Annotated in this window: 19 protein-coding genes; 7 read left to right on the top strand and 12 right to left on the bottom strand. The window is 50.0% G+C overall.

The features are described 5' to 3' along the window. Positions 1–121 precede the first annotated feature (121 nt). From U740_RS05250 to U740_RS05220, 7 genes are all read left to right on the top strand, one after another. Complete coding sequence (locus U740_RS05250) at positions 122–454, top strand: DUF4156 domain-containing protein (RefSeq protein ID WP_051921218.1); 333 nt, start codon at positions 122–124, stop codon at positions 452–454. 77 nt (positions 455–531) lie between these two features. Further along, positions 532–1,578, top strand: coding sequence for an agmatine deiminase family protein (locus tag U740_RS05245; protein WP_036859518.1), 1,047 nt, complete (start codon positions 532–534; stop codon positions 1,576–1,578). 24 nt (positions 1,579–1,602) lie between these two features. Then, positions 1,603–2,484, top strand: a complete 882-nt coding sequence (locus U740_RS05240; RefSeq protein WP_036859516.1) for a carbon-nitrogen hydrolase — start codon at positions 1,603–1,605, stop codon at positions 2,482–2,484. Between the two features lie 531 nt (positions 2,485–3,015). Beyond that, the gene (locus U740_RS05235; RefSeq protein ID WP_036859513.1) at positions 3,016–4,098 is read left to right on the top strand and encodes an efflux RND transporter periplasmic adaptor subunit; all 1,083 of its coding nucleotides are present in this window, start codon (positions 3,016–3,018) and stop codon (positions 4,096–4,098) included. A 5-nt stretch (positions 4,099–4,103) separates the two neighbouring features. Beyond that, positions 4,104–7,169, top strand: coding sequence for an efflux RND transporter permease subunit (locus U740_RS05230; protein WP_036859511.1), 3,066 nt, complete (start codon positions 4,104–4,106; stop codon positions 7,167–7,169). Between the two features lie 165 nt (positions 7,170–7,334). Then, the gene (locus U740_RS05225; protein ID WP_051921217.1) at positions 7,335–8,105 is read left to right on the top strand and encodes a class I SAM-dependent methyltransferase; all 771 of its coding nucleotides are present in this window, start codon (positions 7,335–7,337) and stop codon (positions 8,103–8,105) included. Beyond that, positions 8,098–9,153, top strand: coding sequence for a sugar-transfer associated ATP-grasp domain-containing protein (locus U740_RS05220; RefSeq protein WP_036859509.1), 1,056 nt, complete (start codon positions 8,098–8,100; stop codon positions 9,151–9,153). The genes U740_RS05225 and U740_RS05220 overlap by 8 nt, the downstream gene beginning before the upstream one ends. Before the next feature lie 177 nt (positions 9,154–9,330). On the opposite strand, the gene U740_RS05215 is transcribed toward U740_RS05220, so the two are convergent. From U740_RS05215 to U740_RS05155, 12 genes are all read right to left on the bottom strand, one after another. Continuing rightward, positions 9,331–9,963 (bottom strand): DUF1294 domain-containing protein, encoded by a 633-nt coding sequence (locus U740_RS05215; protein WP_036859506.1) that lies wholly within the window; start codon positions 9,961–9,963, stop codon positions 9,331–9,333. Positions 9,964–10,167: 204 nt separating this feature from the next. Next, complete coding sequence (locus tag U740_RS05210; protein ID WP_036859504.1) at positions 10,168–10,956, bottom strand: DUF2726 domain-containing protein; 789 nt, start codon at positions 10,954–10,956, stop codon at positions 10,168–10,170. Positions 10,957–11,405: 449 nt separating this feature from the next. Beyond that, positions 11,406–12,242 (bottom strand): GIY-YIG nuclease family protein, encoded by an 837-nt coding sequence (locus tag U740_RS05200; RefSeq protein ID WP_036859500.1) that lies wholly within the window; start codon positions 12,240–12,242, stop codon positions 11,406–11,408. Between the two features lie 111 nt (positions 12,243–12,353). Next, on the bottom strand, positions 12,354–12,875 hold the full coding sequence (locus U740_RS05195) for a hypothetical protein (protein ID WP_036859498.1): 522 nt from the start codon (positions 12,873–12,875) through the stop codon (positions 12,354–12,356). Between the two features lie 1,553 nt (positions 12,876–14,428). After that, positions 14,429–15,136 carry a YagK/YfjJ domain-containing protein gene (locus U740_RS05185; RefSeq protein WP_051921216.1) on the bottom strand — a complete coding sequence of 236 codons (708 nt, stop codon included), beginning with the start codon at positions 15,134–15,136 and terminating at the stop codon, positions 14,429–14,431. Further along, positions 15,114–15,296 carry a hypothetical protein gene (locus tag U740_RS12105; RefSeq protein WP_152556789.1) on the bottom strand — a complete coding sequence of 61 codons (183 nt, stop codon included), beginning with the start codon at positions 15,294–15,296 and terminating at the stop codon, positions 15,114–15,116. Before U740_RS12105 ends, U740_RS05185 begins: the two co-directional genes overlap by 23 nt. Beyond that, positions 15,289–15,462, bottom strand: coding sequence for a hypothetical protein (locus U740_RS12190; protein ID WP_160172049.1), 174 nt, complete (start codon positions 15,460–15,462; stop codon positions 15,289–15,291). The genes U740_RS12105 and U740_RS12190 overlap by 8 nt, the downstream gene beginning before the upstream one ends. Positions 15,463–15,763: 301 nt before the next feature. Then, positions 15,764–15,985, bottom strand: a complete 222-nt coding sequence (locus U740_RS05175) for a helix-turn-helix transcriptional regulator (RefSeq protein ID WP_036859492.1) — start codon at positions 15,983–15,985, stop codon at positions 15,764–15,766. 110 nt (positions 15,986–16,095) lie between these two features. Beyond that, entirely contained in the window at positions 16,096–17,010 is a 915-nt protein-coding gene (locus U740_RS05170) for a hypothetical protein (protein ID WP_036859490.1), read from the bottom strand. A 28-nt stretch (positions 17,011–17,038) separates the two neighbouring features. Then, complete coding sequence (gene brxL / locus U740_RS05165) at positions 17,039–19,087, bottom strand: BREX system Lon protease-like protein BrxL (RefSeq protein WP_036859488.1); 2,049 nt, start codon at positions 19,085–19,087, stop codon at positions 17,039–17,041. Positions 19,088–19,099: 12 nt separating this feature from the next. Continuing rightward, positions 19,100–21,598 (bottom strand): BREX-1 system phosphatase PglZ type A, encoded by a 2,499-nt coding sequence (gene pglZ, locus U740_RS05160; RefSeq protein ID WP_036859486.1) that lies wholly within the window; start codon positions 21,596–21,598, stop codon positions 19,100–19,102. Beyond that, positions 21,595–23,478, bottom strand: a complete 1,884-nt coding sequence (locus U740_RS05155; protein WP_036859483.1) for a DUF262 domain-containing protein — start codon at positions 23,476–23,478, stop codon at positions 21,595–21,597. The genes pglZ and U740_RS05155 overlap by 4 nt, the downstream gene beginning before the upstream one ends. Positions 23,479–23,480: the final 2 nt, after the last annotated feature.

Raw genomic sequence — 23,480 nt, 5'->3', positions numbered from 1 at the left:
GACTAACCCAGTCAGAACAATACTCGTTTTTCATTCCGCTGTTGCATCAACATACCGCTGCCAAAAAAGTGATGAAAGGCTTAATATTTATACCCCAGCCTAATTACAGACGGAGAACCGCTTGATACCCGCCACAAAACCCCTGGCCATTGCCCTGATCATTTCGGCTTCCTTCACACTAACGAACGCCTGTACCTGGGTAAAAATACCCCCTGAGGCAGCTCAGGTGGTGCTATTGCCAGCGGATCGGGTCAACCAGTGCCACCGTGTTGGCCAGATCAACAGCAGCGTGAGAGCAAATTTAATAGGCTCCATTGCCCGCAACACCGACAAGGTGCGCAACGAACTGGACAACCTCGCCCGCCAGCAGGCCCTCCAGATGGGAGCCAACACCATTGTTCGCCAATCAATTGTCAATGGCAAAGGCACCTACATCGCCTATGGTTGCCCCTGAAAGCTTTGATAGGTTTCTAAAAGCCCGGAAAATGATGTTAAACAACACCCAAGATTTAAAGTACAGGGCCATCCACAATGACCAACTACCGAGTGCGGCTTCCCGCTGAATGGGAACCTCAGGATGCCATTCAGCTAACCTGGCCCCATGCCGGAACAGACTGGAAGCCGATCCTGAATGAAATTATTCCGGTGTATGAGACACTGGTCAGGCTCCTCACAGGTGCTGGCGAAGTAATCATCACAGTTTCGCCAACAGAACTTAACTCGCTTTCAAAACGGATGTCGCAACTCGGTATCTCCGCGGACAAATTGCAGATATTCCCGGTTGAGACCAATGACACCTGGGTGCGCGACTACGGTCCTGTCACGGTCGAGACAGACCACGGACTCTGCCTGCTGGATTATCAGTTCAATGCCTGGGGGAACAAACACCCCTGTCAGCTGGATAACGCTCTCACTTCAACGCTTGTCGAGCTGGGGGCCTATCCGGGAGCGAGTATTCAGAAGCGCACGTTAGTTCTGGAAGGCGGATCAATTGAAACCGATGGCAATGGCACCCTGCTGACAACAGCCCAGTGTCTGCTGAACCCAAACCGCAATCCCTCACTTGATCAGACAGAAATAGAACAACAGCTATGCAAAGATTTGGGTGTGAAAAAAATCAACTGGCTACAGCACGGCGCTCTGCAAGGGGACGACACTGACAGTCATGTCGACACCCTGGCAAGACTCTGCCCCAATGACGTGATTGCCTATCAGGCCTGCGATGACAAAACCGACAGTCATTTTTCGGAATTACAGCTTATGGCGAACGAATTACAGGGCATGACCAGTGCCGACGGCAGCAGCTACCGCCTGATTCCACTGCCCTGGCCCTCTGCAAAATACGATCAAACGGGCCAGCGACTACCTGCTACCTATGCCAACTTTCTGGTTTTCAATCACCTGGTCGTTGTACCCACTTACCGGGACACACAAGACGGCGAAGCATTGGCGCAACTGGCAAAGGCGTTCCCGGGATATCAGGTCGAGGGGGTTGATTGCCTGCCGGTTATCCAACAGCATGGCAGCCTTCACTGTATTACCATGCAATTGCCCAAGGGCATACTGAATGCTCATTAATCCATGACCCGAGGTAACGCTTGAATGGCTGAACTAACGATTGGCATTGTCCAGCACGCTTGCAGTGAAGACGTGACCGAAAATCTGGAAAAGACCATGACCGGCATTCGCGAGACAGCTGCCAATGGGGCCCAACTGGTGGTATTGCAGGAGTTGCATCGCAGCCTGTATTTTTGTCAGCAGGAAGATACGACCATATTCGACCTGGCGGAAACCATCCCCGGCCCCACTACCGACCGGCTGGGCGCGCTGGCCAGGGAGCTGGGTGTTGTCATTGTCGCATCGTTGTTTGAGCGACGCGCGCCGGGCCTCTACCACAACACAGCAGTCGTGCTGGACAATGACGGCAGCATCGCCGGAATGTATCGCAAAATGCACATTCCCGATGACCCCGGTTACTATGAAAAATTCTATTTCACCCCCGGCGATCTGGGCTTCAATCCGATTCAGACGTCACTTGGCAAACTGGGCGTACTGGTTTGCTGGGACCAATGGTTTCCGGAAGCCGCCCGGCTGATGGCAATGGCTGGCGCAGATCTGCTGATCTACCCCACGGCAATCGGCTGGAGTCCGGAGGATGATCATGCGGAACAGCAACGTCAGCGCGATGCCTGGATAACCATTCAGCGCTCTCACGCCGTCGCCAATGGCCTGCCAGTGATTAGCGTCAATCGCATTGGCCATGAAGCTGATCCAAAAGGCGGGCCCGGGGCACTGTTTTGGGGATCCAGCTTCGTCGCGGGGCCACAGGGAGAGATTATCTGGCAGGCAGAGAGTGACAGAGAAGCGTTCTCTGTGGCACAGATCGACCTGAGCCGCAGTGAGACTGTACGCAGAATATGGCCCTACCTGAGGGATCGCCGCATTGATCACTACGACCAACTGACCAGGCTATACCGGGATTGATGAGTCCCCATGACAATCCGGGGTCATAGCAAATCGCTACCGGACCTGCACTTGGCATCAGACACAAAAAACCCCGGAAAACCGGGGTGTTATGTACATCCTTGGACTTCTATGGATGTTGAAATGGTGCCAAGGCCGGACTTGAATATGTCATCTAATAAGATGTTTTTTAAAGCATTTTACTAGTTCAAATATTTTTATACCGTCAATTATACCGTCAAATGTTATTCTGCAACGATTTACTCTAACGGTTCATGCATCGCTTCTGTGGCGAACTATTAGTATAAAGCTTACTCATACACTACTTCTCCAAGAAAAATAAGTTAACTTGTCAGTACTCAATAACGAAAGGCCGAACACCACCATTGGCGGCGCACCACCAAGGCAACTAATGAAGGCGGCTTTACCCTCTACCCAAAACAGCGGTTATAAATGAGGGGGGATTACAGTTGCAACCGTTTAATCCTGTTTTTTCAGATAACATCCTTATATTGATCGTCACTCACTGATTTCACACTGTGTAGGTATTTCATGAGCAAAGTAAAATGGAGTTCGCTAGGGCTGTCCGTGGTGGTTGTGATTGCTCTAGTGATCTGGATGGCAACGGGCGACATTAAGGTTGCAAGTACCAAGCCGCCCGCAAAGCAGGAGGTTGCGGCGCAGGAACGGACTCTGGTTCAGGTTACAACTCTCAATGCGCAGCGGTATGAGCCGGACCTTCTGCTCCAGGGCCAGATTGAACCCTGGAGCGCTGTAAACGTGAGTGCCCGGGTTGCAGGCACGGTAGAGACCATTGAGGTAGATCTCGGCGATTCGGTAAAAGCAGGGGAGGTGCTTTTAACGCTTTCAGAAGACGGCCGCAAAGCAGAAATTGAGCGTTGGCAGGCACGGACCAGAAAACTTGACGCAGATCTGGCTGCCGCGCGCAAATTGCGCTCCAGGAATCTTGCATCGCAGTCAGAGATACTCGGCATCGAAAGCGAACTGGCCACAGCACGCGCGGAGTTGAAGAATGCTCAGCTTGAAGTTTCTCATCTCAGGCCAACGGCTCCGTTTGATGGTGTGATTAACAGCAAAAATGTCGAGGCCGGCAGCCTGGTTCAGGTTGGCTCGCCTTTATATGAACTTGTTCGAATAGATCGCCTGAAAGCTAAAGGGCAGATACCTCAACAATCCGTTGCGCTGGTTGCGCCGGGCCAGAAAGTGCGGATACGCCCTCTGGACGGAGATGCGCTTGATGGAGTGGTTACCTTTGTAGCGAGTGCCGCAAACCCGGAGACACGGAGTTTTGCGGTGGAAATTGCCGTTGAAAACCCACAGGAGAAACGCATAGCTGGAGGCAGTGCCAACCTTCGTGTTGCTCTGGCTGATGTCCAGGCGATATTCATTTCCCCGGCTTATCTATCTCTGGGAGACGATGGTCGCCCCGGTGTGAAGTATGTAGATGAACAGAATCAGGTTATTTTTCGCACGGTGAAGTTACTCAGTGTTTCCACCGAAGGCGCTTGGGTCACTGGCTTGCCCGATGAGGTTCGCCTGATTACCCGCGGTGCTGGATTTGTCAGTGAGGGCGAGGACGTCGAGCCTGTTGATGTCTCCGAAGATCGCGGCTGAGTAATATGCGCGCACTCATTTTCGCCGCAATAGATCGTAGCCGCACCACACTACTAACCCTGTTGTTTTTGATTGTGGGCGGTATTGCCGCATTTCAAGCCATCCCCCGGGAGGCAAACCCCGACGTTACCATTCCCATGATTTATATCTCCATGACATTGGAAGGTATAAGCCCGGAAGATGGGGAACGGCTGCTGGTGCGACCTATGGAGCAGGAACTGCGATCACTCGAGGGGATCAAGGAAATGCGCAGCACAGCCTCAGAGGGACATGCCTCAGTTATGCTGGAGTTTGATGCGGGTTTTGATCCGGATACAGCCCTGCAGGACGTTCGGGAAAAAGTAGATACTGCCCGCAGCGAACTCCCCCAGCAAGCCGACGAGCCGCGAGTTAATGAGATCAACGTTTCACTGTTCCCGGTGCTTTCCATTGGTCTTTCCGGGCCTCTGTCTGAACGCGAGCTTATAACCATTGCTCGTGGGTTTCAGGATGCCATTGAAGCGATTCCCGAGGTCCTGGAAGTCGAGATCGGCGGCGACCGGGAAGATATGCTGGAGATTATTGTCGATCCACAGGTGTTGGAAAGCTACGGTATAGACTTCAACCAGCTCAGCTCTCTGGTAACTCGCAATAACCAGCTGGTAGCAGCCGGGTCGCTGGATACTGGCAATGGCCGTATGACGCTCAAAGTACCCGGCGTTATCGAGAATATAGAAGATGTCATGTCCATGCCGATCAAGGTTGATGGCGACACCGTGGTCACCTTCGGAGACGTCGCCATGCTACAGCGCGCCTTCAAAGACCCGACGGGGTTCGCCCGTATCAACGGCGAGCCGGCTATTGTCCTAGAAGTGTCCAAGCGCAGCGGCGCCAACATTATCGAAACCGTAGGGCAGGTGCGAGAATTGATTGCCCGGGCACAGCCGCAACTACCGGACTCTCTGGATATACGCTACATCATGGATCAGTCCGACGAAGTCCAAAACCTGCTGAGCGATCTGCTTAACAATGTACTGACCGCCATTGTTCTGGTCATCATAGTCATTATTGCCACCATGGGGCCGCGATCGGCGGTGCTGGTGGGACTTACTATTCCCGGAGCTTTCCTCACCGCCATTCTGGTGATCTGGATGATGGGCCTCACCCTGAATATCGTTGTGTTGTTCAGTCTCATTTTAGTTGCGGGGATGCTGGTAGACGGGGCCATTGTGGTATCAGAATTGGCAGACCGTAACCTGTCTGATGGGTATAAGGTGCAAGAGGCTTGGGCGGAGGCGGCCTGCCGCATGGCCTGGCCGATCATTGCCTCTACAGCTACCACCCTATCGGTGTTCGTGCCCCTTCTGTTTTGGCCAGGCGTGGCAGGCCAATTCATGAAATTCCTGCCCATCACTGTCATTATCTGCCTGATTGCAGCTCTTGCGATGGCCTTGATATTTTTGCCGGTTTTGGGTGGAAACAGCGGCGGTCATCGTGCCCGTAGGGTCAACCAAAGTGGGCGAATGATGCGAGGCTATCGCAGGCTGCTCTCCACACTTCTATCCTATCCTGGCTTCACCCTGTTGGGCGTGCTGGTGGTGATTGTCTTGGTCTATACCGCCTATGGCAAGTTCAACTATGGGATTGAGTTCTTCCCCAGTGTGGAGCCGGACTCTGCTCAGGTGCAGATTCGTGCACGCGGGGATCTTTCGGTGCTGGAACGGGATGCCATTGTGCGGCAGGTAGAGGATCGCTTGCAGGGAATGCCGGAAGTTAAAGCCCTTTATGCACGGTCAATGTTGAACGTCAACTCACAGCTGGCACCGGATGTGATCGGAGTACTTCAGTTCCAATTTACCGACTGGTTTACCCGACGCTCGGCCAGCTCCATTCTTGGTGACTTTCAGACCCGTACTGAGGACATTCCGGGCATAGAGCTGGAGTTCCGCAAGCAAGAAAACGGTCCTGCAGGCGGCAAGCCGATCGAGCTGCAGATCAGCAGCCGCGACAGCAACAAACTTAACGGTTATGTGGATCAGATCGAGAACCAGATGCGCGCACAAGGCGGCTTTCTGGATATTGAAGATGATCGCAGCCTACCAGGCATTGAATGGCGTCTGGAAGTTGATCGTGAAGCAGCTGCACGTTTCGGAACTGATGTGCTCAGCATTGGCAGTGCAGTTCGCCTAGTGACCAATGGCCTTGTCCTGGCAACCTACCGGCCTGAAGACGTGCGTGACGAGGTGGATATTGCGGTGCGGGTTCCGAACAACTGGCGCGAACTGGATCATCTACAACGCCAGACTATTAATACAATGCGGGGGCAGGTCCCGCTTTCTCAGTTTCTTGACCTGCAACCGGGAAACAAGACCGGCAGCATTGCCCGGGTAGATGGACAAAGAACGGTAACCATCAAATCCGATACTCTGCCTGGCGAACAGGCGGACAGCTTACTAAAAGCTCTGCAGGTAGAGCTGCCTGAAACGCCCGATGGTGTGTCAGTGAAGTTTGCCGGTGAAAACGAAGATCAACAGCAGGCTTCCAATTTTCTGTCAATTGCGTTTCTGGTGGCAATTGCCATGATGTTGCTTATTCTGTTAACCCAGTTCAACTCGTTGTACCAGAGCTTTCTAGTTCTTTCAGCGATTGTTCTCTCCACGGCGGGTGTTCTACTGGGATTACTGCTGAACAGCCAACCGTTTGGCATTGTCATGGTGGGTATGGGCATTATTGCACTGGCGGGGATTGTGGTGAACAACAACATTATTCTGATTGATACCTACAACCAGATGAAAAGAGATGGCATGGCGGCCTACGAAGCAGCACTGGAGACCAGTTGTTTGCGCTTACGCCCTGTTCTGCTGACAGCTATTACCACTGTGCTGGGACTGATGCCCATGGTGCTGGGTATCAACGTCGACCTGCTAACACCATCACTCGGGCTAGGCGCGCCATCAACACAGTGGTGGACACAGCTTTCCAGTGCCATTGCCGGAGGCCTGGCCTTTGCCACCGTACTGACACTTCTACTGACCCCCGCCATGCTGGTGCTGGGTGACAAAGTCAGAAAGAAAGTAAAAAGCGTAAACTAACACACCCACCGCGGCTAACGGTTATCGCAAATCAGCAGCCCTAGAAGGCTATCAACGCCTACTGTTATGTCCCATTACCTCTACTATTAAATGTTGAGCTAAGACTATGTATTATGAGAGTCAACATTCACTGAATTATCTAGGTAAGGGGATTAAAAAACATAAATGTTTGATTCCTACGAGGATATATTTAAAAAGAGGGCCAGACGCTACCATCAGGCAATGGAATTATGCCCTCTGGCTCGGGCTACTGAATTTTCCTTGGCTGTACAGTATTTAAATATTAAATCTAATATGACTCTATTTGATATTCCTTCTGGGGGAGGGTATCTAAAGAAGTTTGTACCTGTTGAAAAAGTAAATTATATCTTTGTTGAGTCCTCTGATGATTTTGCTAGTCATTGCCCGGTTAATGACCATAGCTGTACATTATTATCTGGCCTAACTGAGCTGCCTTTTGCATCTCACTCTGCTGATAGGATTCTTTCCTTGGCGGCACTTCATCATGTAGAAAATAAACAGAAGTTTTTTCGGCAATGTTTGGACTTGTTAAAGACTGATGGTTTTTTAGTCGTTGGCGATGTAGATGAAGAATCTAAAATGGCAGAGTTTCTTAATATTTTTGTAAATAAATATAATTCCATGGGGCATGAGGGTCTTTTTTTCACCAAAAATATAGAAGCTAGCCTAAAAGATATAAGTCTTGAAGTGGTGTCAAATGAGTATAAGCCTTTTTTTTGGGAGTTTGATTCTATACAAAAGGCCATACATTTTTTTCGTGATTTATTTGGCTTAGACCTCGCCACTGATAAGGAAATTTTTTCAGGGATAGAGGAATATTTAGGGTTTGGTGATGGGGCAAGTCTAGTGAGTATTAACTGGGGGTTGAGGTATCTTTGTTTGCAACCTGAAAAGCAGGTTCAATTCAATGAGTAAGTTGATTGAGACTATATGCTTGGCTAGGAAAATAAAGTCTGAACAAGGAATAGGATTCTTCACTCAATTTTCTGAAATTATTTATCTTTATGTTTGTAGAGGCCTGGGCCCGTTGTTGTATTTTGAAGCATCTCTTTGGCGTAGGGATATTCCTTTGTCAGCTAAAAAACGTTTTATGAATGCTTCACAATACAATGCACGCATTGATCAGTTGAATCCAAAAGAATATCGAAAGTTTGCACAGCATAAGTTGGCAGAAAAATCACTTCTCACTCTTATGGGGTTTCCTACGGCGACATTTATTGGTTTTTATCACGAAGGGGGTGGTAGTGACTCTAATGGAGAGGCACTAAATAATTTGACCTGTTTAGAAAACCTCCTTATAAGTTGTCGGTCATCGGTGGTTTGTTTCAAAATGGCTGAGGGGTGGGGAGGTATGGGATTTGTTGCGGCAAAGCTTATACAAAAACCATCTCAGCTAGAGTTAAAAAATTTGGCAGGTAACGGACCTTCGTTACCTTTTGTCGATTTTTTCTATAAGTATCTTCAGGAAAATACATGCGATGGATTACTGATTGAGGAATATATTTACCAGCATGAAGTGTTGGCCAACTTTCATCCGAGTAGCTTAAATACCCTTCGGATTTGGGTTATACAAAGAGGAGCTGGTGCCGAGGTGCTTGGAGCTGTTCTTAAGATAGGACGTGATAATCAGGTGATCGATAACTCAATACAGGGCGGGCTTACAGCTAATGTTTGCCTTAGCACAGCAGAGCTTGAGGATTTGATGGATACAGGTGTTAATCGTACTTGTTATCAAGTTCACCCGAATACGAATTGCCTTATAAAGGGGGTTCGTTTGCCTCATTGGGAGGCGTGTCTCGATTTGTCTAAGCGAGTTTTAATGGCTTTTCCAGGCATTAAATTTGTTGGTCTTGATATGGCTATTGGACCTAATGGTCCTGTCATTGTTGAATTAAACCCTGAGCCAGATCGCAAAAGTGCACGTAACTTTGGCGAACCATTGGCCGACCTTTTAAGGGATTGATGACGGAGGGGTACTTTCTATACTCTGCATTAATATGGATTACATAGAAACACTTCCTTGTATTATCTGAAACTATAAGCAATCTGGCCTTAATAAAAATTGTTATAGTTTGGCAAAGGAAGCAGGAGGCGGCGGTCATCGTTGCTTTTCGTCTGGAGGATTACCCTTCCCTACCCACTACATCTGCCAAACCCCATCTATCAGTCTCTGGATGAAAGTTGCATCACCATTCCAGACCAGGTAACCAACTGCCGCCACGTTCAGAAATACCGTAATCCAAAACACAACTAGGAATTCCTGCTTGCTAGATTTATGGCGCAAAAGACGTTGCGCCGCCAGCGCACCAGGCCAACCTCCAGCCAGCGCCATAAAATGCAAGCTGGACTCTGCTGTACGCCAGCGTCCCAACCGTGCCGCTGATTTATCCCAACCGTAGGCGAAAAATGTAACGAGGCTCGCCGCAAAGTAAGCGGCTAGGACCATCCAGGATACTCGGTTGAAGTACACCACGACAAACAGGAAACAAACAAAAACTGCTGTAAAGAGAACAGGGAATGAGCTGCTTCGGCGGTTACCAATAGACTGCTTTTTTAGTGTAGTTTTGGCTGAAAAGCGGACTTTTTCGGCTCTTGATTTGCCGTTTTTCCCTTTGGCCATTTCGTAAGAAACAATATCTCCTACTTCCGGCCGAGGTGACCTTCGAGAGAAGGCCTTAATGTGAACAAAAACTGAATTCCCATCTCCATACCCTGAGATGAAGCCAAAGCCTTTCTCATCATCCCAGCGAGTAATTTTTCCCTTTAAGCGCATACAAACTACTTTTCTATTTCAACCTAACGGCTAATTATGAAGACATTGGCACCATATCAACTTTGCTCAATTTCACCTATAAGCCACGCCATTGTTCGATTGTATTGCCAACCCATAAATGTTGAAACGTGGATGTGGAAATTCAGATGGGGCGGAGTTCAACGCTAAGAAACACATGAGGGCTGCCCTCCTTGCAACGATTTGTCATGCATCGACTTTCACCACGGCACGACACTTTGGAAAAGCACTACAACCCCAGAACTCTTGACCAGCATTGCTGCCGGACTTTGCCTTCCTACGAAGCATTGGTTCTCCGCACTTTGGGCAAGTGGGCGATATTGGTTCATCTTCCCGAGCGACTGCAGGTATTGGCTTTTCAACCGGGCCAGAACCTTGTTTCAAACTTAACTTTGGGGTTGGTTCGTCTGCCGATATTGCCTCTGACATCATGGTCTCAGACTCCAAAGCCTGGACAACCGTACTTGGTGCCGGAACATCTTGCCAAGGTGAAATTGCTTCCTCAACTTGACGCTGAATCTCAGCGACCACATACCCCTTTGCCGCCTTGATACGAAGCAAAGGCAAGCCAGCTGATTCACACGCTCCATTCAGAAGGCTGTCCCTTTTCTGAGACTTAGCTGTACTGTGGCTCGCATCATCAAGTTCTATTGCAAGCTTGATTGAGCAATCAGTGGGATCGCATACAAGAAAATCGAAATGCTTTGATGAAACGGCATTAAATGCACGTTGCCAATCAGACCGATTCAACCCCTTTTGGGGAGTGATTACGTCAGCTACCCGAACCTTGGAAAAGACTAGGCCAGTGTTACCAATGGCTTGAACAAGCACTCCATAGAATGAACGTTCTGCCTTTGACAATAAGTCTTTTGACAACTGATACGGAAATTCGCTGGGACCACCCTTACTCTTTGCTAGCGCCACAAAGAGCGCGATCCCAACGATAACGATAACAGCAAGAAGTAGTGTGTTCATGTCTTACTTTTTAGGTGCATAACGCCGCCAACACGGGCGAGCGGAACATTGTGTAGCGAGTCCAGCGTAACTTATTGCGCGATTGTGCCCGGCTTCGTTATGCGTCTTATCACCCATTAAGTAACTTCTTCTGTTCTTGCGCACTAGCTTTATCCAAGTGCAACTCAATTAGCGTAGCCGATCCGTAATCTCGAACAAGCTCCCTCTCTCTTACCGGGTAGTTGCCTTCATGATACTGCCCTGGAGTTTCCCAGACCCCCCAAGAGGGAGGAATAGTCTTATTCTTATTATTTGGATCTGTTTTGAGATCGTCTCGCCTCACTTTTCTATTCTTCATCTTTAGTGACTCAGGTTAAATTCGCGTGCACATAACGCCTCCAACACTGGCCGAGCGTAGCGATGGCCAGTGCAATGCGGTTTTTTGCATTGCACGATTGTGCTTGGCTTCATTAAGTTTCATTTTCTTCGATTTCTTTTAATTGTTTTCCACTTGAGCTTTTCCAAGCAGTGAGACCATTAGTCGCACCGCCCCTTATAACGCTACCAGCTGTACTAGGTGAGCCAAACTCAATATCTTTTGTGAATACAAGATGGTCCCCATTTTCCTTTAGCATACCTTTCTCAATAAGTTGCTCTCGCTTCGCCTTCATACGTTTGGCGGAAGGTCTATGATCAATAACCGCTTGAGAACCTGCAAAAACAACAAACCCATTCGCAGTTCTTTTGCCCGATGCAATTAATCCTTTGATTTTGCAATAGAGAAGATCCTTAGATTCACTTGCTTGGTCTACTTTTTTATTAAAGTCAGATATACCAAGGACAGGGAGTAACTGGAGGCACTTTTCTAAAAATACATCCATCTCCGCTGCGTCAGATTCAGGTAGCCTCGCGCCACTACTGGCTGAGTTCATTACTATGGAGTTGCCATTGTTATTGGCATTTTCAATTAATATCCCCTCCAAGTAACGTATATGTGCTTTGGTCATATTTTCGTCTTTTGAAACAAAGACTGTGACAGCATTCCAAAAATCTTTTGCTGCATGTCCTTTTAGTCGATTAGCTACATTTTCAGCTTCGCCTATATAGATAGTTCTATCGCCTGATTCTGGGTCAACGCCAGTTAGCAAATAAAAACCTGGGCTTGTAAGCTCTTCTCGTTTCAACAACTCAGACACTTCTGTTCGTGGAGCTGCGATAGCCTTTCCAGACCAATTGGAGAGCTCAGCAGTTCGCAAGCCATTTGGACTTCCGTGAACAAGAAATAATTTTATCGTTGCTGCTTTCAATGATCTATCCTTTGAAACTTAACGCTGTGCTAAAGGGCCGCAGTGGAGGCGAGAAGCGCCGGAACGGAGGTCCTTGCCGCGCAAGCGGCCTTTGAGCAGCTTGTTATAAATTTATTTTCTCTTGCACTTAAAACTGTCGCTTGGCCTAACAGATTCACCTTTTTCAGCTTGCGTGAAATCATAGTAATAGCCTCTACCACTAGGCTCCAGAATAAATACATACCCATCTCCCCACTCCCAGCGATGATTCAGACCTTGCCGGTTGTAGATGGCGCCTTCAGGCTCTTCGCCACTTAGCCGAATTGACCCTGCATAAAACTCTTTAAGTTTATTTAAAGCATCTATAGCACCTTCATCTTTGTTCAGATCCTCAATTGAGGCATCATTTTCTCTTAAGGTTTCATCCAGCGCTTTTTCCATCACATCATCTACTGTGACGCTGGTTTTGGTAAGCTCAAGCGCAATGTGGTCGTCATATACATAATCTTTGCACTGCCAAATTTTATCGGATTGAATAATTTCGCCTTGGCTTTTATGCTTTGACTGGTCATCTTTTATGTAAGCTTCCCGTCCAGGTGATGCGCACGCAGATACGAACGCCACCAATAGAATATATAAACAGTACTTTTTCATTTCACATGCTCGGTACAATGCCCAGTATTTATAAGATTTGTATATGGCGCACTAGCACTTTGACAAAGCTGATATTTGGCACCTTTTGATAAGGGATTGATACAGAATAGAAAATTGAGACATATCCGATTCCCTTCTGAATAAAGCGAGTTTTTCCTATTATCTAAAATAATAGGATCTCTTTATCTTTTCCCGATAACCTGCAACACCTGGTTTTATTTAGATTATTTTTTACGGTTTTCATGATAACGCGCATTGACTGAGTATAAAGCGAGCAAAGGATTTAACAACACCTCGATAGGCTGAATATAAAAACAGCATATCGAGCGTGTATACCTATTTAATTTAGATGGTGCCGAAGCCGGGGTCGAACCGGCACGGAGGTTGTTGTTCTAAGGACGTTAAGCCAAATTTGATGCTTTAAGACATCCGTTAGTGTCAGGAGGAAGAAAGACCTCTAGCCGTCTACTATATGTCTACTTTTTTGTGCGCCCTAGCGACTGACCGGGATGGCAAAGTCAGGCACGTCCCTTCGAGTCGGGCCGGACACCCGTGGTGGAGTTAGGTTGCAGGACGCAATTCGGAAGGTCAGAAGCATAACCTCTGAATGGACGGTATTCGCTGACCGCAGTACGCATGTTGTTGCGACGTTTGCGAAGCTTCCTACGGACGTACAAAAGACAGCCCGCGACGGCGGTGGCGACGAGAAAGTAAATGGCATATTCCATTAACAAACTCCATTTAATGCGGGTGAATCAGACTTCGAGGAAGGCTGGCCAAGTCTTCCGGCTCCCCTGGGTTGAGGTGTGTTGCACAAGCCTTGACGCACCTGCGCCGTAGACGGACTTTGAGCCGGAAGCCCGCAAGAGCGACGACAGCAATCAAAATCAGAGCGAGACCCACGGAAGCCACCATAATCATCTTCTCTCATCTTCTGATCTGAAGTCACCAGATTTTACCCTCACCCCCAATCAAGATCTGAGGGGATTTCTTAGAGTAGTGTTACTATTTCTAGCAATTCCGAAGCCTTACCCTGGGCCTCTTGAACCCTTACCATAACCTTACCGTTTTTTATTAATTCCGAAGCCTGTGTGACCTGAATCTGAATCTTTTCAACCCTTAGTGCGACCTTGTGTTTTTTAGTAATTCCGAAGCTTTATCTTGGGCCTCTTGACCCTTGCGGCAACCTTGCGGTCCTTTAGCAATCTTGATGCGGTAGAGAATACCGTCTCAGACTTCATTTTCTTGGCCTGCTTTTCAAGCTCTTCGACCCTTGCCTCTGCCTTGTCATTTTTCAGTCGTCTTGATGCATTAGAGAATATCGTTTCAGACTTCATTTTTTGGCTTCATAAGCAAACCGCTGCGCCTTTTTTTTGCTGTTAGCTTATACCAACACATTAACAAAAAAAGCCCCGCATTCAGCGAACGGTCTGGGCTCCAATTGCCCAGGGGTGTTCGAGAATTGCGAGGCTACAGGTCGAAGACTAGTCACCAGAAATGACTGTGTCAATTGCGTGGTCGCTGAAGTCCGGGTTGCTAACGTGTTAGTAGTGTTAAGGCTGTGGACTTTCTCGTAGAAGCCGCCTGCTGACCGTGAGATGTTTGTGTATTGGTTGATCAGATTTTCCATCGTTACTCTCTGCTCTTGGGTGTGATGAAGCCTGAGACGTCACGTCGCCTGCAGAGTCTTTTTTGAGTTTGATACGGCTGCCGGAATAATCATTCGTGTCCTTGCACCTATAACCCTTGCCCCGTGTTTTTGCCAGGTATGAAAGTCGTTCAAATACCGCTTGCTTGCAGGAATCATTCTTTCGGTTAATCACAGAAAAGCAGTTTTTAGGGGTAAAGGGCTTCGGGTGTCCACGACTCTGCCAGCGTTGTTCAATCCAGTTAATCAACCTAGCTGGGTGCTGTATCTTATTGGCATCCAGGTATAAGGCTAAGTGATAGTGTTGCTGTTTGGCTCGTTCCAGTTCACGCACCCAGACATACCCCATTCGCTTACCACGATAGTGCTCCTGGTAGCGTCGCTTAATCTTTTCGATGAACCTAGATAGTTCATGGTTATCAGGGCTGAAACCATCAAGGTGCAGATCAAGTCGCAACATTAATACCTTGCTGTGATAACTGAGCATGGCCTCAAGCTGGTCGTGGATAACACTCAGTATCTCAACGTAGCACGAATGTTTGCCGCCGCCGTTGTTGACCCTGAAGGGCATCCCGTCCAACTCGACCACATCAGCGAATGTTTCCCGTTTCATAGGGAAGGGTGCTTACAAGGCACATATAGATATTATGAAATACCGACTTGATCCGCTCGGCATAAACATCCAGATACCAGCACCCCTTGCGGGGTGCAGAGAAATGGAGCTTGCAGAAACAGGGGTGGGATTTCGGCATTCTGAGTTTCAAATCACTCATGGCTGATCTCCCCCAATGCTTTTACTCTGGGGTTTCCAGCCTGCCCATACCAAGGTTGACCATCGTCTTGCATTACATGTTTGATAGCTTCGTCATCACAGGTGGCTTCAATAATCGATGGTGTGACAATTACCGTTTCTACTTCGACCAGATAGCGCGCTTTCATATTTGCGCCCCCCTTTTCCCCACCGCGAGTATTTTTTCAGAGGGTTTAGCTGGGGCACCTATGCCTTGGGATGGTTGAGGGTCTAAATTGGTTTTTAGAATGCTCGCCCCCTGTTTTTTGTCCTGATACGGCCTGAAGGTGTAAAGAGGGCATTGTGGAGCTGTGCACCCTTGAATAGATGCACGAAAACCAGGTTCAATATAATCTGCGTTACAGCCCATACAGTAGGCGCACATAGCCTTGATGGCATTTGATCGGGTAGGCCTTTGTTGTAAACGCTTAATGGGATTGTGTTCTGCTTTCATGCCACCCCTCCCTTCTCAATGAAAGAGCGTATATCCTCAACCCGCCAAGCCGTGCAGCGAGAACCAATCTTAACTGGCTGAGGGTATCTTCCACTGGCAACACCGGCCCACCAGGTGGATTTCGAGACGGGAATAATGGCAGTAGTTGGCGGCTCGACTCGCTTGTCACCGATGATTTGGTGGAGGCGAAGAAAGCCGGTAGCAGGAAGGTTGTTCATCAGGGGTTTACTCCGTTCGGTAAAAGACAGAGCAATTCTGACAAGACCTAGAATGGCTTAGGCCGAATTCGGTTAACTGGTTTGTCGATGTGATTGGGCACTAACCGAAGCTACTCCTGCTCGGTGAACCGCACTTCAGCTTCCTTGACGTACTTCCGGATCGTATCAACATCAAGATTTAGCCCCAGCCGATCGAGGTCCGCGTGAATGGAGCCTAAATTCTCTCCCGTTGCGCGGTTTCTGGTGGCCTTTGCGCGATAGTTGTAGGCTGTTACCGCCATCCCGTACACCATCTTCAACAGACTCGTGCGCTCCAGGTCTGGTATCGCCGTTGGGTTAGACGACTGGGCTTTGCAGTTGCGGGCGAACTCCACAAGGTTGTCTTTTCTGACCACCACCATTGAGCCTCGCGGAAGTGTTGCAGAAGGACGATATTTTTCCACGTCTCCACGTCTAAACATGGCAACGTTATTCCAAACTTTATCTTCGTCGCTTTCAGCTTCAGCGGTTAAAATGACGTTTTCGCCTTGATCACTCGGGGATGGCAGATCAGTTTCGCCTGTCTGCTCAGAGCTCTTATCTTCTTTAGCATCCTCAAGACAGTCTTGCAGCTGGTAAAAGATGCCATCAAGGCTTTGAACATACACCCCTTCAGGCTGTGAGATAAGTGGGCTGCTAACGCCAGTTTGCTTCAGATAGCCCTGTTTAATGTTGGTGGCCTCTCCTCCAATCATTGGGAGCTCAAAAATACCATCCAGCGACACAGTGTGAGGGGTAACATGCACATAGCGCCGACTCCTTAGCTCGTACACCTGTCCCTGGTTTTTCTTTGGCGGTCGTCGACATATGACTGCTTGATTGCCATATGCCTGTGTCAGAAGGAAGTTGACCGATAACCGTAGCTGTCCGTCAATGGCAAATTGGAGTAGATCCTTGGGTTCAAGCTTGTCTTTCAGTACGCCAGAGAGGTACTCGGCAGCCTCGGTCAGACGCATCCAGTCTTTGAGCAGATTTACACCCGGCATCACCAACCTCCTCGTCCTGTGGTTGTTTTCAAATTTTGATATAAGTAATCTCAAACGCCTTGCAGGCCCGAAAGGGCTGCATCCGATTGGCAAAGCTGAAAGCCTCGTTCATCTCATAGTGCTGGAACACATCGAGGCCGCGATCCAGCGAGATCTTCCAGCCATGATCAGTGACAATATGCCGTGCATGAATTGACCCTCCCTGATCAAGCGCCCAGGTAAACTCGATTCCCACGGCAGCGCAGGCTTCTTCAATCTTCTGGAAGTTTTCCCGCTGCTGATCGCTCTTGAACTCGTCCTCGACGGTTACCAAGTGAACCTTCACCTCTTCACCTTCTGGTTTGAAGCGGGCAACGGTCTCTACGAATTCCATCAGGTTGCGCGTCTGGTAGAACAACCGAATATAGGGGTCAGTGACAGTAATGCTACGAGCACCCTCCAGCCAGGGGCCAAACAACTTGTCGTAGGAAACACCCTTCTGGTTTTCGTTGAATGTCAGATGCTGCTCTTTCATGACAGGTAAGGCGCCAGTCGTTATTGCGACACCATCGGCCGGCGACAAGGTCTGCTCCGCAGTCATTTCGTCGTCTTCCTCTCCATCGCCCACGGTGCGGTGGTAATAGGTGGGGTACTCTCGCTCCTCCAGAGTCGTGACCGGTTTCCAGTCGCCCGCTGGGGTCTGGAAGGTAAAGTTCACCGTGCCATAGGTGTCATCAATACGTTGCAGCTGATCCTTAACTCGCTTGCGGCCCTCGATAGCGAAGGTCAGTATCTCCTCAATCTCCTCGTCGGTAGCACCATCGTGGGGGAACAGGATCTTCATCAGGCCCGAGAAAGTCTTGTTGATTCCGTCGCGGTCGCGGGTGGAAATCTCTGATGACAATGTGAATCGATCCTGGTAGCGGTCCGAGTAATCGTGGTTGCGTAGTGAGCGCAGGATCTCAGCCAGGTAGTCCACCACAAAGCCGTAGCCGCTGGAGAACATTTCGCCGCGAATGATGTCGACCTCCCAGCCAGGGATATAGAAGTGCAGCCGATCCAAAAACGCTGAATCGTAGAACTTGCCCGGTAACTCATCGAACAGATCGGAGTGCTTGAGCATATAGGGCACGGTATGTCTCGTGTTGCCCACAAAGACCATCGAGGCCTCGGCGCCCAGAGTTTCTACCCCCCTGGAGAAGGACTTGTTGGCCATGAAGTTTTTCATGATGTCGACCAATGCCTTGTCGACCCGCTTCTGCTTGCCGGCGAATTCATCGAAGGCCACGCAGTCCCAATATCCCACCAGGCCAATCTTGCCGTTGGAGTTGTTCACGAAGAGCTTCGGTACTGTCACTTCGCCGCCGGAGATCAAAATACCGTGGGGTGAAAACTCTGAGTACACGTGGGATTTGCCAGTCCCCTTGGGGCCAAGTTCAATCAGGTTGTAGTTGCGCTCACAGAAGGGAATCAGCCGTACCAGCTGAAGCAGCTTGCTGCGCTTGCCAAACATTTCGGGATTGAAACCGATGCTCTGGATCAGCATGTCAATCCACTCATCCGTGGTGAATTGCTTGCGCGCGTCCAAATAGCTCTCGTAATCGAAGTGAGACAGCTGGATGGGTTTCAAGGTCGACAGAATCCAGGGGGAAGCATTCTTGTCTTCAGTGAACTCGTACTCCAGGTCGGCAATACACCATACCCCGCTCACCAGCAGCTTGGGGTGCGACTTCACCGTGCCGGAATCCACCAGTACCTTCTTGATCCCCAAGCTGGAGAACTCAGCCTCGTAGGCATCGCTCTTATCGTTCAGCGCCACGCTAATTTTGTCGATGACTTTGTAGCGACCTCGTTCCTTGATGTTGGAGCGCACCAGCCCAGCTTCGTTGCGGTGGACATAGTGCTTGCGCAGGATTTCCTTGACTGTCTCGATACCGGTCTGGATAGTCGCCTCATCGCTGGTAGCGCAGTATTGACCCAACAGGTACTCAAGTACGTAGGAGGGGACGATGGCATTGCCCTTCACCATCTTGACCAGGTCCTTGCGTACCACCAGTCCCGGGAATAGATGGTTGATCTTGTTATCAAGCGCGCTCATGGCTCAGTTCTCCTAAAAATCAAAGTCGCTGGTAAAGGACCGGCGCATGGTATAGCGCAGCGACTTGTACTCCTTGTAATGTGAAGTGCCGGCGAGCTTCTCTTCCAACCGCAGTACCACTTCCTGCCCATTGGCCTGATCCGCCTCACGGGTTAACACAAAACGTAACGACTGCTCTCGGTCGCGAGGGTTTTCAGCGGTCAAATCAAAGACCATTTCGTGGCGATCCGAGATCAGCTCGCCGGCCTGAGTGTAGATGCCAGCGCGGAGGTTTCGTAGCTGAATCTTGTCGGTCACCGCCTGAGCCTGATAGAAGACCACGGCCAGCTGGCCGGACGTGATGACTGAGCTGGCGCCACGCAGGATCTCAACATCCACCAGCGCAGTATCACTCTGCCGCCGCTTGTTGATGCGCAGCACCGGGACCACCACTTCCTGCAAGGAGGCGCCGCCGTGTACAAAACGACTACCCGAGCCTTTCAGGCGCAGGCGGTTAATGGACTTGGGAATCTGTACCTCCATGTCGCCCACCAGTCCCAACTGGGCGGCCGAGAAGGTACGCAGGCTGTCCTGCGCTTTCAGCCCCTTGCCCAACACAAAGCGGCGGTCGCGATACAGCACCGACTCTCCCGACGGCTCTACTACCGCGAAATCGCTCTCATCAATGGCGCGGTGTTGATAGATAAAACCGTGATCGGCGGTGATCAGGATGTTGTTGGCATTGGCCGCGGTGAGCTTCTTTACCGCCCGCACCAACTCGTCGAGTGCCACTTCCGTGGCTTCGAAGGCCTGGCCCTCGGAGTGCATCTTGTCACCGGTATGATCAATACGGTTGTGGTAGATGTACAGGACATCATTGCCCTTGAGAAGGTCGCGACTGATGTCCCGATTCAAACCTATCAGCGTCTCAAAGGTGATGGCCTCGGCACGACCCTCATTGGCTGCCTTGAGAATCCTGTCGCGGTTGGCTGTACCCTGAGAGCTCAGGCCATCCACCAGTACGCTGCCACTGTCACCCTCGGCAATGCTCATCTCCCGGTGGGGCAACAGTGCCGCCATGCCTAATTGGGTGTAGCTGGGCAGTACCGACAGGGCTGGCTCCAGCTCGGCGCCATAGCGATCTTCCTGGCGGATACGGCTTAGCAGTTCCTCACCGATCTCGTAGCGCATGGCGTCGGAGATGATCACGCACACTCGTGTATCGCGGTCCAGGAATGGCTTCACCCAGCGGTTGTAGAACTGGTGCTGGGAAGGCACCGGTGCGGCATCCCAGCGGTCGGCGCGATCCACACAGGCTTGCCAGCGGTCGTTGACCTTGAGCAGGAAGTTGTTGGTGTAAAGATTCTCCACCTGATCGGCCAACTCGCCCATCAGGGTGGCCTCGCCGGAGCGGCGGACATTATAGATAAAGCGCCGATAAAGCTGATCGAGTCGGAACCAGGTGCGGCTGTAGCGTTCCACCCCTTCGGCAAGACTGTCCATGGTCAGCTGCACTTCGCCCAGCACCTGAATGAACTGTGCAGCCTGATCAATCGCCTCATAGAGATGGCTAAATTCACGATACCAATGGCTTTGGCGGCGCTGGCGCACCCACAGGGCAACATCAGCACTGGTCGCGGTACGGGTAGCTACCGCATGTACCAACCCGGCGATAATCTGTTGGTCTATGAGGCGGAAGTAATCCATCTCCATCAAGTTCCGAAAATCGCGCTGAGCCAGATCCTGCTCAATACTGAGTACATCAGCACAGTCGGCGGACAGGGTCTCAAAACTGACCTCCAGAGTGCGACTGTCCTTCCAGCGCTTGAGAAACACCAGCGCATCACCATGGAGCTGAACTTCGCCATCCGTACCCATCGCATAGCAGCTTTTGAACAGCTCAATCACAAAGTCGCGAATACCCGGCTCGCTTGAGCGGTAGCCATAGATGCGTGTAATTTGCTCCCAGAGAAAACCCTCAAGCTGGCAGCGGCCAATCAGGAGTATGCGCTCATCCCGGCCTTCTGCCAGTTCCTGCAACAGATTCTCGGCGATCACATCCAGCCGTGCCTCAGCGCTGGCGCACACAGCGAGCATCTTGAGGCGGATTGTCTGGGCGCTGTCGTCAGCGGTTAACAATTTCTTGAGGGCCTCACGCCTTTTAACGGCTTGGAAGAACTCGGCGTGGCCCTCTGCCAGGACAGAAAACTCAAAGCCGAGATCCAGCTCCGCCAGCCACAACGCGGACTGGTCGGTGCGAAACTCGCCATGAGCCAGCTGAACATCCAGCAGCCAGTTATCGAGATCCGCCGGCTGGGGCCCCTCGTGGTAAAGCAAAAAGAGCTGCTCAGGCTGCTCCCGCACTATGCGGTGCTTGACTCCATACTCGTTATTGGCAATTTCCAGCTTTACCACTCCATCCAGCGAAAGAGAATCGAAATCGCAGCGCAACTCCTCCTTTGTGTCGTACCAGAAGACGATACGGTGCCGGTCGAAGAGTTTTAGCAGTGCACGCTCAATCTGATTACTCATTCCAAAACATCCTCGACCACCTCTTCATCCATATCGTCAGGCTCGGGATCTGCCGGAATGGAATGGGAAATAAACACGCGGCTTTTCAAGCGCTCTTTGAGTGCTGCTCTGCGGGCGGCAAAAAATTCCGGAAAAGCCTCAAAGCCAAGATCGACGCCCTCGACCAACAAGCTTCCCGCAGTTATGTGGACAGATGAATCCATCAGCCAGTCCTTCAGAGGCCGATCCGATTTGCTTATATTCTGGGAATCATTGAGCAGATGAAGGTTGGCAATGCTGTTCCAATGACGGGATTCGGCATAAAACGCCATCTTGTCCGGGTCGTTGACAAGATAATCCACCTTACTCAGGCATTTCTTGTCAAAGTGGTTGCGTGGGTGCAGATGATCGATATGGAAAACTTCCGTTACATTCATTTCCGGGAACAGCAAATGCAACAGGGCACGGCAGCGTCCTTCCCCATGCTCAATATTCAACAAGTTCTCCATGTACTCGTCATCAAATCGAAGATCCTTGTTGGTTGCGGTGTATCGATCTACCACCTCCTGCAACGGGAAATACGTTTGTTCAAGATGCTGATCAAGAACATCTCGCATGGATTTCAGTATGGTATCCGCCTGTCCGCCAAATACCCCTTTTAGCAACGCCATATAAAACCAGCGGCTGAGCAAATCCCGCTGCTCATTATGCCGAGCAAGGTTGTTTATGCTCTTAAATAGCGGCTCATCACCTACTTGCTTGTTGTACAGGTAATAACAAATCGGGATCGCAGCATTTTTGGATGTCAGCGACTGAGCGTTAATACCGAACCGACGGATCAGCCGCAGGGTCTCCAAAATGCAGTCTTTGATTAAAGCCCAGGAGGACTGTATCTGACGCACCTGCTCGGCACTGAAGTTTTTTACCTTAAAGCGAACGTCTGCACCAGTGAGCACCAGACAGGTTTTCAGCACCCAATCACGCTCCATGTAAAAGCCCATATCAGCACTCTGGTGAATCTGGCGAATCAGCCCATCCAAATCCTGGCGGAAGTCTCCATCCCAGTTTGCTACGGCAATCGACATCAACAAGTCTGAAAAGTCGAGCTTGGTGCCGCCACTGTTCGTACGAATAAATACATCCAGCACATGATCAATCTCCTGGCTGGTTTCATTGAAATAATGAATGATGCGCTGGGAGCGGATTACGTCATACAACTGCCCGAGTGTATCTCCGGCATACTCGTTATCCAGCAGATCATTGGTTTCTAGATAAGGTTTTACGACCTTGCTCCAAACATGATTACAACCCTCAACCTGTGGCATCTTAAGGACATCATGCGGACAAAACCAATGATGCTTTGCATCATCAGCAGCCGAGGCGCTCTGGTACTGGGCGTCAGTCAGGAATCTGAAGTTGTAAAGCATCAGGGACTCGTTGTCTTGCGAGTCCACAGGCTGCGCAAGATCAAGGTACAATTTGCGTGGCGGCAGCACCTTGTCATCCCGGGTTTCCGGCCACCACACGCGAGGCTGCTTATACGCATAAGTCCCACACAAGCCAATATACAAGGAGGTCAGGCGCTGCTGCCCGTCGATGATTGCCTTGAAGTTTTTATAGCTGGCATGGGTCGGCTTGTGCGGGTTTTCCTCGCTGAAACGCTGGCAATAGGATTTCAGGAACTCATAAAATTTGTAGTCGTTTTTGATTTTGTCACTCTTAACTTCCCACATCATGAAAGAGTTAATTGGGTAATCCCTCATGATGGAATCGAACAAAACGCAGATCTGGTGACTGCTCCAGACGAATTTGCGCTGGATCGCGGGCAGTAGATAATCGCCAGCATTAATCGCGGCGATAGCCTCCTGAATAGTAATCGCCTTCTCGTATTCTCCTGCCATGC

The sequence above is a fragment of the Porticoccus hydrocarbonoclasticus MCTG13d genome (genome assembly GCF_000744735.1).
Taxonomy (GTDB): domain Bacteria; phylum Pseudomonadota; class Gammaproteobacteria; order Pseudomonadales; family Porticoccaceae; genus Porticoccus; species Porticoccus hydrocarbonoclasticus.
This window is presented reverse-complemented; position numbering and strand designations above follow the sequence as displayed.

Coding starts and splice junctions, on each gene's coding strand:
- U740_RS05245 (WP_036859518.1), top strand. CDS start 532: ATGACCAACTACCGAGTGCGGCTTCCCGCTGAATGGGAACCTCAGGAT.
- U740_RS05240 (WP_036859516.1), top strand. CDS start 1,603: ATGGCTGAACTAACGATTGGCATTGTCCAGCACGCTTGCAGTGAAGAC.
- U740_RS05235 (WP_036859513.1), top strand. CDS start 3,016: ATGAGCAAAGTAAAATGGAGTTCGCTAGGGCTGTCCGTGGTGGTTGTG.
- U740_RS05230 (WP_036859511.1), top strand. CDS start 4,104: ATGCGCGCACTCATTTTCGCCGCAATAGATCGTAGCCGCACCACACTA.
- U740_RS05225 (WP_051921217.1), top strand. CDS start 7,335: ATGTTTGATTCCTACGAGGATATATTTAAAAAGAGGGCCAGACGCTAC.
- U740_RS05220 (WP_036859509.1), top strand. CDS start 8,098: ATGAGTAAGTTGATTGAGACTATATGCTTGGCTAGGAAAATAAAGTCT.
- U740_RS05215 (WP_036859506.1), bottom strand. CDS start 9,963: ATGCGCTTAAAGGGAAAAATTACTCGCTGGGATGATGAGAAAGGCTTT.
- U740_RS05210 (WP_036859504.1), bottom strand. CDS start 10,956: ATGAACACACTACTTCTTGCTGTTATCGTTATCGTTGGGATCGCGCTC.
- U740_RS05195 (WP_036859498.1), bottom strand. CDS start 12,875: ATGAAAAAGTACTGTTTATATATTCTATTGGTGGCGTTCGTATCTGCG.
- U740_RS05185 (WP_051921216.1), bottom strand. CDS start 15,136: ATGAAACGGGAAACATTCGCTGATGTGGTCGAGTTGGACGGGATGCCC.
- U740_RS12105 (WP_152556789.1), bottom strand. CDS start 15,296: ATGAGTGATTTGAAACTCAGAATGCCGAAATCCCACCCCTGTTTCTGC.
- U740_RS12190 (WP_160172049.1), bottom strand. CDS start 15,462: ATGAAAGCGCGCTATCTGGTCGAAGTAGAAACGGTAATTGTCACACCA.
- U740_RS05175 (WP_036859492.1), bottom strand. CDS start 15,985: ATGAACAACCTTCCTGCTACCGGCTTTCTTCGCCTCCACCAAATCATC.
- U740_RS05170 (WP_036859490.1), bottom strand. CDS start 17,010: ATGCCGGGTGTAAATCTGCTCAAAGACTGGATGCGTCTGACCGAGGCT.
- brxL (WP_036859488.1), bottom strand. CDS start 19,087: ATGAGCGCGCTTGATAACAAGATCAACCATCTATTCCCGGGACTGGTG.
- pglZ (WP_036859486.1), bottom strand. CDS start 21,598: ATGAGTAATCAGATTGAGCGTGCACTGCTAAAACTCTTCGACCGGCAC.
- U740_RS05155 (WP_036859483.1), bottom strand. CDS start 23,478: ATGGCAGGAGAATACGAGAAGGCGATTACTATTCAGGAGGCTATCGCC.